We start from the raw sequence: 14,005 nt of genomic DNA, 5'->3' as shown, positions 1-14,005 counted from the left end.
CAGCCCTCGTCAGCCGAAGAAGTTCCGGACGTGCTCCAGGCCCTCGATGAGGGCGTCGACCTCACCGGGCGTGGAGTACAGGTAGAACGACGCTCGCGTGGTCGCCGGAATTCCGTAGCGCAGGCAGACGGGGCGGGCGCAGTGGTGGCCGACGCGCACGGCGATGCCCTGCTCGTCGAGGACCTGGCCGACGTCGTGCGGGTGGATGTCGCCGAGCGTGAAGGAGACGGCCGCGCCGCGGTCCTCGGCCGTGGTGGGGCCGATGATGCGCAGGTCCGGCACCTCCTGCAGGCGGCGGATCGCGTACTCGGTGATGGCGTGCTCGTGCCGGGCGATGTTCTCCATGCCGATCGAGGTGAGGTAGTCCACCGCGGCGCCGAGGCCGACGGCCTGGGCGATCGGGGGCGTACCGGCCTCGAACTTGTGGGGTGCCGGGGCGTAGGTGGAGGAGTGCATCGAGACGGTCTCGATCATCTCGCCGCCGCCGAGGAAGGGCGGCAGGTCCTCCAGCAGCTCCTGGCGGCCCCACAGGACGCCGATGCCGTCGGGGCCGCACATCTTGTGGCCGGTGAAGGCCACGAAGTCGGCCTGCAGGGCCTGGACGTCCAGCGGCATGTGGGGAGCGGCCTGGGAGGCGTCGACGACGACGAGCGCGCCGACCTCCTGGGCCCGCCGGACTATGGCCTCGACGGGGTTGAGGGTGCCGAGGATGTTGGAGACCAGCACGAAGGAGACGACCTTGGTCTTCTCGGTGATGATCTCGTCGATGTTCGACAGGTCGAGGCGGCCGTCGTCGGTGAGGCCGAACCACTTCAGCTTCGCGCCCGAGCGCTGCGCGAGCAGCTGCCAGGGGACGATGTTGGAGTGGTGCTCCATCTCCGTGATGACGATCTCGGTCTCGTGGTCCACGCGGTAGGGCTCGTCGGCCCAGGCCAGCATGTTCGCCACGAGGTTGAGCGACTCGGAGGCGTTCTTGGTGAAGATCACCTCGTCGCGGCTCGGCGCGTTGATGAACGCCGCGATCTTGTCACGGGCGCCCTCGTACAGCGCCGTGGCCTCCTCGGCGAGCACGTGCACGCCGCGGTGGACGTTGGCGTTGTGCCGCTCGTAGTGCTCGTTGAGCACGTCGAGCACCTGGCGCGGCTTCTGGGAGGTGGCCGCGTTGTCCAGGTAGACGAGCTTCTTCCCGTCGTGGACGATCCGGTCCAGGATCGGGAAGTCCTTGCGGATCGCGTCGGTGTCGAGGAGACCCGGCAGCTGAATGGTCACGCCCCGCCCCTTTCGTTCGCTTCTCCGCCCGCGAGGCGAATCTGCGGGTCGCAGGACGCCTGCAGGCCGGTGGCCTCGCGTGCGTCGCTCACAGGGAGACGCCACCCTTCACGTACGCCTCGTAGCCCTCGTTCTCCAGCTTGTCGGCGAGCTCGGCGCCGCCGGACTCGACGATGCGGCCGCCCGCGAAGACGTGCACGAAGTCGGGCTTGATGTAGCGCAGGATGCGCGTGTAGTGGGTGATCAGCAGGGTGCCGACCTCACCGGTCTCGCGCACCCGGTTGACGCCCTCGGAGACGATGCGCAGGGCGTCGACGTCCAGGCCGGAGTCGGTCTCGTCGAGGATCGCCAGCTTCGGCTTGAGCAGCTCCAGCTGGAGGATCTCGTGGCGCTTCTTCTCACCGCCGGAGAAGCCCTCGTTGACGTTGCGCTCGGCGAAGGCGGGGTCCATCTGCAGACGCGCCATGGCCTCCTTGACCTCCTTCACCCAGGTACGCAGCTTGGGGGCCTCGCCGCGGACGGCGGTGGCGGAGGTGCGCAGGAAGTTGGAGACCGAGACGCCGGGGACCTCGACCGGGTACTGCATGGCGAGGAAGACGCCGGCGCGGGCCCGCTCGTCGACGGACATCTCGAGGACGTCCTCGCCGTCGAGGGTGACGGTGCCACCGGTGATCGTGTACTTGGGGTGGCCGGCCAGCGAGTAGGCCAGGGTCGACTTGCCGGAGCCGTTGGGGCCCATGATGGCGTGGGTCTCGCCCTGCTTCACGGTCAGGTCGACGCCCTTGAGGATCTCCCGGGAGCCGTTCTCGGCCTCGACGGAGACGTGCAGGTCGTGGATCTCAAGCGTTGCCATGGGGAACTCAGGACTCCTGGGTGACGGAGACGAGCACGTCGTCCCCTTCGATCTTGACGGGGTATACGGGGACGGGCTGCGTCGCGGGGAGGCAGTCGGGCTTGCCGGTGCGCAGGTCGAAGCTGGAGCCGTGCAGCCAGCACTCGATGTGGCAGTTCTCGACCTCGCCCTCGGAGAGCGAGACGTTGGCGTGCGAGCAGATGTCGTTGATCGCGAACACCTCGCCCTCGGTGCGCACGAGGGACACCGGGGTGCCGTCGACCTCGACCCGCTTGGGGGTGTCCTCCTCCAGCTCGGCCAGGGAGGCCACCTTCACGAACTCGCTCATGCGACCGACGCCTCCAGCTCTTCCTCGATCTTCGCGATCAGGCGCTCCTCCAGCTCGGGGATGCCGATCTGCTGGACGAGCTCGGCGAAGAAGCCGCGCACGACCAGGCGACGGGCCTCCTGCTCGGGGATGCCACGGGCCATCAGGTAGAACAGCTGCTCGTCGTCGAAGCGGCCGGTGGCCGAGGCGTGGCCGGCGCCGACGATCTCGCCGGTCTCGATCTCCAGGTTGGGGACCGAGTCGACGCGGGCGCCGTCGGTGAGGACGAGGTTGCGGTTGAGCTCGTAGGTGTCGGTGCCCTCGGCCGCGGCGCGGATGAGGACGTCGCCGATCCACACCGCGTGCGCGTCCTTGCCCTGCAGCGCGCCCTTGAAGACGACGTTGCTGCGGCAGTGCGGGGTGTCGTGGTCGACGAAGAGGCGGTGCTCCTGGTGCTGGCCGTTGTCGGTGAAGTACAGGCCGTACAGCTCGGCCTCGCCGCCGGGGGCGCCGTAGACGACCCGCGGGTGCAGGCGCACCAGGTCGCCGCCGAAGGTGACGATCACGGACTTGAAGGAGGCGTCGCGGCCGATCAGCGCGGTGTGCTGGGCGACGTGGACGGCGGTGTCGGCCCAGTCCTGGACGGAGACGACGGTGAGCTTGGCGCCGTCGCCGATGACGTACTCGACGTTGGCGGCCAGGGTGGCGTCACCGGTGTGGTCGATGACCACGACGGCCTCGGCGAAGGCGCCGACCTCGACCTGCAGGTGGCCGAAGGCGACCCCGCCCTCGCCGTGCGCGCTGATGCGCACCGGCTCGGTGAGCTGCGTGTCCTTGGGGACGGTGACGACCGAGGCCTTCTCGAAGGAGCTGTACGCCTGGGCGACGACCCGGTCGACGGGCTTGCCGGCGCGGCCGAGGCGGGCGTCGTCGCGGCCGACGGTCTCCACGGTCACGCCCTGGGGGGCGCTCACCTCGACCTTGACCCCGGCGCCGTCGGCGACCGCGGTGCCGTCGTGCAGGCCGCGCAGGCGCGCGAGCGGGGTGAAGCGCCACTCCTCCTCCCGGCCGTGCGGCACGGGGAAGTCGGCGACGTCGTAGGAGGCGAGGGCGGAGAAGCGGGATTCGATGGGCTGCTCGGCCCCGCCCACCTGGATGGCGCCGTCGGTGGTGCTGCCGACGGGAGTGTTGTCAGCCATGGCTGTCGTCGTGCTCTCTTCCTGTCACAAAGTTTTCGCTGCGTCGTGTGGAAAGGGCGGTGGCGTCAGCCGACCGAGCCTTCCATCTGCAGCTCGATCAGCCGGTTGAGCTCCAGCGCGTACTCCATGGGGAGCTCGCGGGCGATCGGCTCGACGAAGCCGCGCACGATCATCGCCATGGCCTCGTCCTCGGACAGGCCGCGGCTCATCAGGTAGAAGAGCTGGTCCTCACTGACCTTGGAGACGGTCGCCTCGTGGCCCATGGAGACGTCGTCCTCGCGGACGTCGACGTAGGGGTAGGTGTCCGACCGGGAGATGGTGTCGACCAGCAGCGCGTCGCACAGCACGTTGGACTTCGAGCCGTGGGCGCCCTCGGCGATCTCGATCAGACCGCGGTAGGAGGTGCGGCCGCCGCCCCGGGCCACCGACTTGGAGACGATGTTGGAGGAGGTGTTGGGCGCCATGTGGACCATCTTGGCGCCGGCGTCCTGGTGCTGGCCCTGGCCGGAGAAGGCGATGGAGAGCGTCTCGCCCTTGGCGTGCTCGCCCATCAGGTAGACGGCCGGGTACTTCATGGTCACCTTGGAGCCGATGTTGCCGTCGACCCACTCCATGGTCGCGCCCTCGTAGGCCACGGCACGCTTGGTGACCAGGTTGTAGACGTTGTTCGACCAGTTCTGGATCGTCGTGTAGCGGCAGCGCCCGCCCTTCTTGACGATGATCTCCACGACGGCGCTGTGCAGCGAGTCGGAGGAGTAGATCGGGGCGGTGCAGCCCTCGACGTAGTGCACGTAGGCGTTCTCGTCGACGATGATCAGCGTCCGCTCGAACTGGCCCATGTTCTCCGTGTTGATGCGGAAGTAGGCCTGCAGCGGGATGTCGACGTGGACGCCCGGCGGGACGTAGATGAAGGAGCCACCGGACCACACGGCGGTGTTCAGCGCGGCGAACTTGTTGTCACCGGCCGGGATGACCGTGCCGAAGTACTCCTGGAAGAGCTCGGGGTGCTCCTTCAGGGCGGTGTCGGTGTCCAGGAAGATGACGCCCTGCTCCTCCAGGTCCTCGCGGATCTGGTGGTAGACGACCTCGGACTCGTACTGGGCGGCGACACCGGCGACCAGGCGCTGCTTCTCCGCCTCGGGGATGCCCAGCTTGTCGTAGGTGTTCTTGATGTCCTCCGGCAGCTCCTCCCAGGAGGCCGCGGCCTTCTCGGTGGAGCGCACGAAGTACTTGATGTTGTCGAAGTCGATGCCCGACAGGTCGGAGCCCCAGGTCGGCATGGGCTTCTTGCCGAAGAGCTTGAGGCCCTTCAGACGGAGCTTGAGCATCCACTCGGGCTCGGACTTCTTGGCCGAGATGTCGCGGACGACGTCCTCGGAGAGGCCGCGCCGGGCGGCGGCACCGGCCACGTCGGAGTCGGCCCAGCCGTATTCGTAGGTGCCCAGGCCCTCGAGCTCAGGGTGGGCAGTCTCCGTGGGGAGAGTCATGCGGGGTTCCTCCCGGCCGTGCTGGTGGATGCGGTGTTGATCGTCTTGGGGATGAACGTCGTGCACACACCGTCGCCGTGGGCGATGGTGGCGAGACGTTGCACATGGGTCCCGAGCAGGCGGGAGAAGACCTCGGTCTCCGCCTCGCACAGCTGCGGGAACTGCTCGGCGACGTGGGCGACCGGGCAGTGGTGCTGGCAGAGCTGTTCGCCGACCGGTGCGCTGCGCGCCGTAGCAGCGTACCCGTCCGCGGTCAATGCCCGGGCGAGGGCCTCGGTGCGCTCCTCGGGGGGTGCGGCCTGCACGCGCTCGCGGTACGCCTCGGCCTGCGCGGCCATGCGGGCCCGGGCGAATGCCGCGACCGCGGCCTCTCCCGCCTCCCCGCCGCCGGCGGCCTGGGCGATCCACTGCAGGGCGTCGCGGGCGAGCTGGTCGTAGGCCTGGTCGAAGGCGTCCCGGCCGCAGTCGGTGAGCGCGAAGACCTTGGCGGGGCGGCCGCGGCCGCGGGCGCCGTAGACGCGCTTCTCGCGGGGCTCGACGATCCCCTCGGCGAGGAGGGTGTCCAGGTGCCGGCGCACGGCCGCCTGGGTGAGCTCCAGGCGCTCGGCCAGCTCGGCGGCGGTGGAGGGGCCGTGGTCGAGGATGGAGCGGGCCACGCGGTTGCGCGTGCCGCGCTGCTCGTCGCGGTCGCGGGCGTCGCGCGCGGGTGCGGGCACGACGGGTTCCGGCCCGGCGGCCTGGCCGGCCGCGGGAGCCTCCGGTGCCTCGCCCGCGTATTTCACAACACCATTGTTGCGTAATTGCCCGAAGCCCGACAAGCGCCGGAGGATCACGGAACGGTGGCTTTGATCACTTAGGGTTACCTAACCGCCGACCCCGGCGGGGTCCGTCCGGGCCCGGGCTCCGTAGACTTCCCGCATGCATGAAGAGCCCGCGGTCGAGGTCCACGGCCTGGTCAAGCGGTACGGGACGAAGACCGCGGTGAACGGACTGGACCTGACCGTCGCACGCGGCGGCGTCACCGCCGTCCTCGGCCCCAACGGGGCCGGCAAGACCACCACCATCGAGACCTGCGAGGGCTACCGCCGCCCCGACGCCGGCACCGTACGCGTCCTGGGCCTGGACCCGGTCGCCGACGCCGCCCGGCTGCGCCCCCGCGTCGGCGTGATGCTGCAGAGCGGCGGCATCTACGCCGGCGCCCGCGCCCACGAGATGCTGCGGCACGTCGCCGCCCTGCACGCCCACCCCCTGGACGTGGACGCGCTCGTCGAGCGCCTGGGCCTGGCCGAGTGCGGCCGCACGAACTACCGCCGGCTCTCCGGTGGCCAGCAGCAGCGCCTGTCCCTCGCCATGGCCGTCGTCGGCCGCCCCGAGCTCGTCTTCCTCGACGAGCCCACCGCCGGCCTCGACCCCCAGGCCCGCCGCGCCACCTGGGACCTGGTGCGCGAGCTGCGCACCGACGGCGTGACGGTCCTGCTGTCCACCCACTACATGGACGAGGCCGAGCAGCTGGCCGACGACGTCGCCATCGTCGACGGCGGCCGCGTCGTCGCCCAGGGCAGCCCCGAGAAGCTGTGCCGGGGCGGCGCCGAGAACACCCTGCGCTTCACCGGCCGGCCCGGCCTGGACCTGGCCTCGCTGCTCAAGGCGCTGCCCACCGGCTCCGCCGCCGCGGAGGCCACCCCCGGCTCGTACCGCGTGAGCGGCACGGTCGACCCGCAACTGCTGGCGACGGTCACCGCCTGGTGCGCCCAGCACGGCGTCATGCCGGACCGCATAACGGTCGAGCGGCACACGCTCGAGGACGTTTTTCTGGAGCTTACGGGCAAGGAGCTGCGCGGATGACCGCCGTCGGTACGTTCACCCCCCGCCCCGGCGCCGCGCCGCTGGGACGGATGATCCGCGCGCAGGCCGCCCTGGAAACCCGGATGCTGCTGCGCAACGGCGAACAGCTGCTGCTGACCGTGGTCATCCCCACGCTCCTGCTGGTGCTCTTCAGCTCCGTCGACATCGTCGACACCGGTACGGGCAAGGCCGTCGACTTCCTCGCCCCCGGCGTGCTGGCGCTCGCGGTGATGTCGACCGCGTTCACCGGCCAGGCCATCGCCACCGGCTTCGAGCGCCGCTACGGCGTGCTCAAGCGGCTGGGCGCCTCGCCGCTGCCGCGCTGGGCGCTGATGACGGCGAAGACGTGCTCGGTGCTGGTCACCGAGGTGCTGCAGGTGGCGCTGCTGACCGTGATCGCCTTTGCGCTGGGCTGGTCGCCGCACGGCAACCCGTTCGCCGTCGTGGCCCTGCTCCTGCTCGGCACCGCCGCGTTCTCCGGCCTGGGGCTGCTGATGGCCGGCACGCTCAAGGCGGAGGCGACCCTGGCCGCCGCCAACCTGGTCTTCCTGCTCCTGCTGGTCGGCGGCGGGGTGATCGTGCCGCTGGAGAAGTTCCCGGGCGCGGTGCAGTCCGTCCTGGGCCTGCTGCCCATCTCCGCGCTCTCCGGCGGCCTGCGGGACGTGCTGCGCGACGGCGCCGCCATGCCCTGGGCCGACCTGGGCATCCTGGGGGCGTGGGCCGTGCTGGGGCTGGGCGCCGCGGGCCGGTTCTTCCGCTGGGAGTGAGGGGGGCGCGGCACGCTGCGGGGGGCTCGTGAATCCGTGCACAAACGCCCCCGTACGATGACTGGCGTGCCGAAAACGCTGAACCCCCTCCAGCTCGTCGCCGACCGCTGGCAGCCCTCCGCCCGCTTCGTCCGGCGCGCCGCGCTCGCCACCGTCCTCATGGCCGTCGTCATCGTGGTCACCGGCGGCGCGGTCCGGCTCACCCAGTCGGGCCTCGGCTGCCCGACGTGGCCGACGTGCACGGAGGACAGCCTGACGCCCACGCCCGCCATGGGCATCAACGGCGTCATCGAGTTCACCAACCGCATGCTGACGTACGTGCTGTGCGCCGTCGTCGGCGTGGCGATCGTGGCGGCGCGCGCCTACCTGCCGCGCCGGCAGGGCCTCACCCGGCTGGGCTGGATCCAGTTCTGGATCATCGCCGCGAACGGCATCATCGGCGGCATCACCGTACTGACGGGCCTCAACCCGTACATCGTCGCCGCGCACTTCCTCGCCTCCACGGCGCTGCTGACGGTCGCCGTGGTGATGTGGCACCGCTCCCACGAGGGCGACGAGGAGCCGCGCGACCTGGTGGCCCGCCCCGTACGGCAGCTCGGCTGGATCCTGGTCGCGACGACCGCCCTGCTGATCGTGGCCGGCACCGTGGTGACCGGCTCCGGCCGGCACGCGGGCGACGCCAAGAAGAACGTCCACCGCATCCCGCTGGACTGGCACCAGATCACCCAGCTGCACGTCGACTTCGTCTTCGTCGTCGTCGGCCTGACGGTGGCCCTGTGGTTCGTGCTGCGGGCCGTGGGGGCGCCGGCGGTGCCGCGGCGCCGGGTGGCGGAGCTGTTCGTCGTGCTGATGCTGCAGGGGGTCGTCGGGTACGTGCAGTACTTCAACGACTCGCCCGAGATCGTGGTCGGCACGCACATGTTCGGCTCGTGCCTGGTATGGATCGCGGCCCTGCGGGTGTCGCTGTCGCTCCGGACGCGGGGGGAGGCGCCCTCGGTGCCGGCGCCTGCCGGCGAGGCCGCCGCCGTCCCGGTCGCGGCCGCAGGCCGCTAGACGACGCGCCCCGAAAGGGGCGCGGGGAACTGCGCGATCGGCCACTGACGGCCTGCAGCCGACGGGCGAAGCACGGCCCCCGTCTGCGGGCGCGTCGTGGCTTGTCGCGCAGTTCCCCGCGCCCCTTTCGGGGCGCTCTGGCGTGCCCCGCAACGGATTCAGTCGTTGCTCGGGCCGCCGATCTGCAGGCCCGCCATGCGCTTCCACTCGTACGGGCCCGTGCGCACCTTCGCCGCCATCTCGCCGTCGAAGTCGTCCCGCAGCGTGAGCCCGGCCAGCTCGACCGCCTCGCGCGCCGTCTCGTGCGTGCGGGCGACGAGGTTGCCCCACTGTCCGTCGGCCCCGACCAGGGCGATGCGCGTCGTGCCGCGGCCGATGTGCGCGAGCTGCCCCTCGGCGCTGCCGCCGTGCTGCTTGGCGAAGGCGGTGATCTGCCGGGCGAGCTTTGCTGCTGCCTTGTTGTCTGCCATGGCCAGGATGCTACCGACGAGTAGCCCCATACGGCGACGGGCGCTTCGGGTGGCCTTGGCCACCCGAAGCGCCCGTCGTCGGGACGTCGCGGTGCGTGTCAGCGCAGGAAGGGGTCGATGGCCACGGCCGTGAAGAGCAGCGACACGTACGTGATCGACCAGTGGAACAGGCGCATTTCCTTGAGCTTGGGCCCGGTGACGCCCGCCTTGGCGCGCGCCTGCAGTGCGTGCGCCTCCTTCAGCCACAGCGCGCCGCACACCACGGCGACCAGCGTGTAGAACCAGCCGGTGTAGCCCAGGGGCGTGAGCAGCAGCGACACGCCGACCATCACCCAGCTGTAGAGGACGATCTGCTTGGCCACGGCCTTGTTGCCCGCGACGACCGGCAGCATCGGCACGCCGACGCGCTCGTAGTCGTCCTTGACCTTCATCGACAGCGGCCAGTAGTGCGGCGGCGTCCAGAAGAAGATGACCAGGAAGAGGATCAGGGAGGCCCAGGAGACCTCGTTCTTCACCGCGGACCAGCCGATGATCACCGGCAGGCAGCCCGCGATGCCGCCCCAGACGATGTTCTGGGCCGTACGCCGCTTGAGGATCATCGTGTAGACGATGACGTAGAACGCGTTGGCGCCGAGCGAGAGCATCGCCGACAGGGGGTTGACCAGGTACCAGAACCACACCGTCGAGCCGACGGTCAGCGCGGTGGCGAAGACCAGGCACTCACGGGGGGAGACCATGCCGGTCACGAGCGGACGCTGGGACGTGCGGTCCATCATCGCGTCGATGTCCCGGTCGATGTACATGTTGTACGCCCCGGCACCGCCCGCGGAGAGGTAGCCGCCGATGCAGGTGGCCAGGACCAGCCACAGGTCGGGCACGCCCTGGGCCGCCAGGAACATCACCGGCACCGTCGTCATCAGCAGCAGCTCGATGACGCGCGGCTTCGTCAGCGCCACGAAGCCCTTGACCCGGGCACCCAACGGCCGGTGAGCGGGGCGCTCGTCGACGAGCACCCCTGCAGGACGGGATTCGACGGCCGTCACGCACACCCCTGACAGAGATAAGGCCAGCAAGCGCGTCCGGGCCTGAATCCCGGGTAAAGGCTTGCGCGTACTACGCCACTCTAGACGCAGGGGGTAGCACGGCCTTCGCCGGGGTGGGTCGTGTTTCCCCCGGGGCCCGGCCGGAACAGCCGCCCTCGACAGGCGCGCGGGCGCTGCGCCCGGCAGGCTGGAGAGGAGGACCCGCCGTGCCCCGCGGCGGGAATGATTCACATCAGGATGAGGTTGCCCCGGTCGGCGATCGAATGGTCGAGGATCCCGCTGATGACCCGGCGGTCCGTACCGATCACATGAGAGCCGTCCGACACGTTTGACACGTCTCAAATGAGTGCCGGTGAGCCCGACTGTACGTCGAAAAGATGCGCGTCCAGGCGGGGGTAGGCTCGGGTCCGCCGCGTCGTGGCGGAACATACCGCCCCCGGCAGATTGATCATGTGGAGAGGAGCCCTGATCCGAGGGTGAGCATGAAGCCGACCACCACAGACCTCGAATGGACCGAACTGGACCAGAGGGCCGTCGATACCGCCCGTGTCCTGGCGATGGACTCCGTGCAGAAGGTCGGCAACGGCCATCCCGGCACGGCGATGTCCCTGGCGCCCGCGGCCTACCTGCTGTTCCAGAAGCTGATGCGCCACGACCCCAGTGACGCCGACTGGACCGGCCGCGACCGGTTCGTCCTCTCCCCGGGCCACACCAGCCTGACCCTGTACATCCAGCTGTTCATGGCCGGGTACGGCCTGGAGCTGGCGGACCTCAAGGCGTTCCGCACCTGGGACAGCAAGACCCCGGGCCACCCGGAGCACGGTCACACCCGCGGTGTGGAGACCACCACCGGCCCGCTGGGCCAGGGCATCGCCAACGCCGTGGGCATGGCGATGGCCGCGCGCTACGAGCGCGGTCTGTTCGACCCGGAGGCGCCGCAGGGCGAGTCCCCGTTCGACCACACCGTCTGGGCGATCGTCTCCGACGGCGACCTGGAGGAGGGCATCTCGGCCGAGGCGTCCTCGCTCGCCGGCCACCAGAAGCTCGGCAACCTGATCGCGCTGTACGACGACAACCACATCTCGATCGAGGGCGACACCGAGACCGCCTTCTCGGAGGACGTCCTCAAGCGCTACGAGGCCTACGGCTGGCACGTCCAGCGCATCGAGCAGGCCGCCAACGGCGACTTCGACGTCCAGGCGCTGTACGCGGCGTTCCAGGCGGCCAAGGCCGAGACCGAGCGGCCGTCGATCATCGCCGCCCGCACGATCATCGCCTGGCCGGCCCCCAACGCCCAGAACACCGAGGCCTCCCACGGCTCGGCGCTGGGCGAGGCCGAGGTCGCCGCGACCAAGCGCGTCATGGGCTTCGACCCCGAGCAGCACTTCCAGGTCGAGGACGAGGTCCTCCAGCACGTCCGCAAGGCCGCCGACCGCGGCCGCGAGGCCCGTGCGACCTGGGAGAAGCAGCTGCTCAAGTGGCGCGAGGCCAACCCGGAGCGCGCCGCCGAGTTCGACCGCATCGCCGCGGGCGAGCTCCCGGACGGCTGGGAGAAGGCGATCCCCGTCTTCCCGGCCGGCAAGGACGTCGCCACCCGCAAGGCCTCCGGTGAGGTCCTCAAGGCGCTCGGCGGCGTGCTGCCCGAGCTGTGGGGCGGCTCCGCCGACCTCGCCGGCTCGAACAACACCACGATCGACCCGTCGTCGTCCTTCCTCCCGGTGGGCAACCCGCTGCCGGAGGCGAACCCGTACGGGCGCACGATCCACTTCGGCATCCGCGAGCACGCCATGGGCTCGACCATGAACGGCATCGCGCTGCACGGCAACACCCGCGTCTACGGCGGCACCTTCCTGGTGTTCTCCGACTACATGCGCCCGGCCGTGCGTCTGGCCGCGCTGATGAAGCTGCCGGTCACCTACGTGTGGACGCACGACTCCATCGGCCTGGGCGAGGACGGCCCGACCCACCAGCCGGTCGAGCACATGGCCGCGCTGCGTGCCATCCCGGGCCTGAACATGGTCCGTCCGGCCGACGCCAACGAGACGGCGATCGCCTGGCGCGAGATCATGAAGCGCCATGTCGCCAAGCCGGCCCCGCACGGCCTGGCCCTCACCCGCCAGAACGTGCCGACCTACGAGCCCAACGAGGGCGTGGCCAAGGGCGGCTACGTGCTGCTGGAGGCCGAGGGCGGCCGCCCGCAGGTCATCCTGATCGCCACCGGCTCCGAGGTGCAGCTGGCCGTCGAGGCCCGCGAGACCCTGCAGGCCGAGGGCGTGCCGACCCGCGTGGTGTCGATGCCGTCCGTCGAGTGGTTCGAGGAGCAGGACCAGGCGTACCGGGACGGCGTGCTGCTGCCGGACGTCAAGGCCCGCGTCGCCGTGGAGGCCGGTGTGGGTCTGACCTGGTACCGCTACGTCGGTGACGCCGGCCGCATCGTCTCGCTGGAGCACTTCGGCGCCTCCGCCGACTACAAGGTGCTCTACCGCGAGTTCGGCCTGACCCCCGAGGCCGTGGTCGAGGCCGCCCGCGAGTCGATCGCCGACGCCGCCCGCCGCTGACGCTTCGTACACATACCTGCTAGGAGATGCAGACCCCATGACAGACGCACTCAAGCGCCTCTCCGACGAAGGCGTCGCGATCTGGCTGGACGACCTGTCCCGCAAGCGCATCACGTCCGGCAACCTGGCCGAGCTCATCGACCAGAGCCACGTGGTGGGCGTGACGACCAACCCGTCGATCTTCCAGAAGGCGATCTCCAGCGGCGACGGCTACGAGCAGCAGCTCGCCGACCTCGCCGCCCGTGAGGTCACCGTCGAAGAGGCCATCCGCATGATCACCACGGCGGACGTCCGCGACGCCGCCGACATCCTGCGCCCGGTCTTCGAGGCCACCGGCGGCCGTGACGGCCGGGTCTCCATCGAGGTCGACCCGCGCCTGGCGCACAAGACCCGCGCCACCGTGGCCGAGGCCAAGCAGCTGGCCTGGCTGGTGGACCGGCCCAACACCCTGATCAAGATCCCCGCGACGAAGGCGGGCCTGCCGGCCATCGCCGAGACCATCGGGCTGGGCATCAGCGTCAACGTCACGCTGATCTTCTCGCTCGAGCGCTACCGCGCGGTGATGGACGCCTACCTGACCGGTCTGGAGAAGGCCAAGGCCGCGGGCCTGGACCTGTCGCTGATCCACTCGGTCGCGTCCTTCTTCGTCTCCCGCGTGGACACCGAGATCGACAAGCGCCTGGACGCACTGGGCACGGACGAGGCCAAGGAGCTGCGCGGCAAGGCCGCCCTGGCCAACGCCCGGCTGGCGTACCAGGCGTACGAGGAGGTGTTCTCCTCCGACCGCTGGGCCGAGCTGGAGAAGGCCGGCGCCAACAAGCAGCGTCCGCTGTGGGCCTCGACCGGTGTGAAGGACCCGGCCTACAAGGACACGCTGTACGTCGACGACCTGGTCGCCCCCAACACGGTCAACACCATGCCGGAGGCCACCCTGCAGGCCACCGGCGACCACGGGCAGATCACCGGTGACACGGTGCGCGGCACGTACGAGCAGGCCAAGGCCGAGCTCGACGCGCTGGCCCGCCTGGGCGTCTCGTACGACGAGGTCGTCCAGCTCCTGGAGGACGAGGGCGTCGACAAGTTCGAGCAGTCCTGGAACGACCTTCTGAAGTCCACCGAGGCGGAGCTCAAGCGCCTGGCACCGGAGGCATGAA

Annotated in this window: 13 protein-coding genes; 5 read left to right on the top strand and 8 right to left on the bottom strand. The window is 70.4% G+C overall.

Annotated elements, in window-relative coordinates; all coding sequences use genetic code 11:
* Positions 1 to 9: 9 nt before the first annotated feature.
* From AC27L3_RS19250 to AC27L3_RS19225, 6 genes are all read right to left on the bottom strand, one after another.
* Entirely contained in the window at positions 10 to 1,263 is a 1,254-nt protein-coding gene (locus AC27L3_RS19250) for a cysteine desulfurase (protein ID WP_425583282.1), read from the bottom strand.
* A gap of 94 nt (positions 1,264 to 1,357) precedes the next feature.
* A complete protein-coding gene (gene sufC, locus AC27L3_RS19245) occupies positions 1,358 to 2,122 on the bottom strand; it encodes a Fe-S cluster assembly ATPase SufC (protein ID WP_487235270.1) in 765 nt (254 codons plus the stop codon).
* A gap of 7 nt (positions 2,123 to 2,129) precedes the next feature.
* Positions 2,130 to 2,450, bottom strand: a complete 321-nt coding sequence (locus tag AC27L3_RS19240; RefSeq protein WP_344437005.1) for a non-heme iron oxygenase ferredoxin subunit — start codon at positions 2,448 to 2,450, stop codon at positions 2,130 to 2,132.
* On the bottom strand, positions 2,447 to 3,628 hold the full coding sequence (gene sufD / locus AC27L3_RS19235; protein ID WP_487235269.1) for a Fe-S cluster assembly protein SufD: 1,182 nt from the start codon (positions 3,626 to 3,628) through the stop codon (positions 2,447 to 2,449). Before sufD ends, AC27L3_RS19240 begins: the two co-directional genes overlap by 4 nt.
* Before the next feature lie 65 nt (positions 3,629 to 3,693).
* Entirely contained in the window at positions 3,694 to 5,115 is a 1,422-nt protein-coding gene (gene sufB / locus AC27L3_RS19230; RefSeq protein ID WP_365964828.1) for a Fe-S cluster assembly protein SufB, read from the bottom strand.
* On the bottom strand, positions 5,112 to 5,897 hold the full coding sequence (locus AC27L3_RS19225; protein WP_487235268.1) for a helix-turn-helix transcriptional regulator: 786 nt from the start codon (positions 5,895 to 5,897) through the stop codon (positions 5,112 to 5,114). The genes sufB and AC27L3_RS19225 overlap by 4 nt, the downstream gene beginning before the upstream one ends.
* 136 nt (positions 5,898 to 6,033) lie before the next feature.
* On the opposite strand from AC27L3_RS19225, the gene AC27L3_RS19220 reads away from it, so the two are divergent.
* The 3 genes from AC27L3_RS19220 to AC27L3_RS19210 all read left to right on the top strand — a co-directional run bounded on the left by AC27L3_RS19220 (position 6,034) and on the right by AC27L3_RS19210 (position 8,780).
* Positions 6,034 to 6,960 (top strand): ABC transporter ATP-binding protein, encoded by a 927-nt coding sequence (locus AC27L3_RS19220; RefSeq protein ID WP_487235267.1) that lies wholly within the window; start codon positions 6,034 to 6,036, stop codon positions 6,958 to 6,960.
* A complete protein-coding gene (locus AC27L3_RS19215) occupies positions 6,957 to 7,727 on the top strand; it encodes an ABC transporter permease (protein WP_487235266.1) in 771 nt (256 codons plus the stop codon). Before AC27L3_RS19220 ends, AC27L3_RS19215 begins: the two co-directional genes overlap by 4 nt.
* Positions 7,728 to 7,793: 66 nt before the next feature.
* Positions 7,794 to 8,780, top strand: coding sequence for a COX15/CtaA family protein (locus AC27L3_RS19210; RefSeq protein ID WP_487235265.1), 987 nt, complete (start codon positions 7,794 to 7,796; stop codon positions 8,778 to 8,780).
* Positions 8,781 to 8,938: 158 nt separating this feature from the next.
* Here AC27L3_RS19210 and AC27L3_RS19205 read toward each other — a convergent pair whose 3' ends face one another.
* Together AC27L3_RS19205 and AC27L3_RS19200 are read right to left on the bottom strand one after the other, a co-directional pair.
* Positions 8,939 to 9,250: a hypothetical protein gene (locus AC27L3_RS19205; protein WP_487235264.1), complete on the bottom strand. Its 312-nt coding sequence runs from the start codon at positions 9,248 to 9,250 to the stop codon at positions 8,939 to 8,941.
* A 98-nt stretch (positions 9,251 to 9,348) separates the two neighbouring features.
* Positions 9,349 to 10,293 carry a heme o synthase gene (locus AC27L3_RS19200; protein ID WP_344437015.1) on the bottom strand — a complete coding sequence of 315 codons (945 nt, stop codon included), beginning with the start codon at positions 10,291 to 10,293 and terminating at the stop codon, positions 9,349 to 9,351.
* Positions 10,294 to 10,769: 476 nt separating this feature from the next.
* On the opposite strand from AC27L3_RS19200, the gene tkt reads away from it, so the two are divergent.
* A complete protein-coding gene (gene tkt / locus AC27L3_RS19195; protein ID WP_487235263.1) occupies positions 10,770 to 12,851 on the top strand; it encodes a transketolase in 2,082 nt (693 codons plus the stop codon).
* Between the two features lie 37 nt (positions 12,852 to 12,888).
* A complete protein-coding gene (tal, locus tag AC27L3_RS19190; RefSeq protein WP_487235262.1) occupies positions 12,889 to 14,004 on the top strand; it encodes a transaldolase in 1,116 nt (371 codons plus the stop codon).
* Position 14,005: the final 1 nt, after the last annotated feature.

This window comes from Streptomyces sp. PKA51 (genome assembly GCF_057552455.1).
Note: the sequence above shows the minus strand (reverse complement) of the source record. Positions and strands in the feature narration are given on the sequence as shown.

Coding starts and splice junctions, on each gene's coding strand:
- tal (WP_487235262.1), top strand. CDS start 12,889: ATGACAGACGCACTCAAGCGCCTCTCCGACGAAGGCGTCGCGATCTGG.
- sufC (WP_487235270.1), bottom strand. CDS start 2,122: ATGGCAACGCTTGAGATCCACGACCTGCACGTCTCCGTCGAGGCCGAG.
- AC27L3_RS19205 (WP_487235264.1), bottom strand. CDS start 9,250: ATGGCAGACAACAAGGCAGCAGCAAAGCTCGCCCGGCAGATCACCGCC.
- AC27L3_RS19240 (WP_344437005.1), bottom strand. CDS start 2,450: ATGAGCGAGTTCGTGAAGGTGGCCTCCCTGGCCGAGCTGGAGGAGGAC.
- sufB (WP_365964828.1), bottom strand. CDS start 5,115: ATGACTCTCCCCACGGAGACTGCCCACCCTGAGCTCGAGGGCCTGGGC.
- AC27L3_RS19215 (WP_487235266.1), top strand. CDS start 6,957: ATGACCGCCGTCGGTACGTTCACCCCCCGCCCCGGCGCCGCGCCGCTG.
- sufD (WP_487235269.1), bottom strand. CDS start 3,628: ATGGCTGACAACACTCCCGTCGGCAGCACCACCGACGGCGCCATCCAG.
- AC27L3_RS19220 (WP_487235267.1), top strand. CDS start 6,034: ATGCATGAAGAGCCCGCGGTCGAGGTCCACGGCCTGGTCAAGCGGTAC.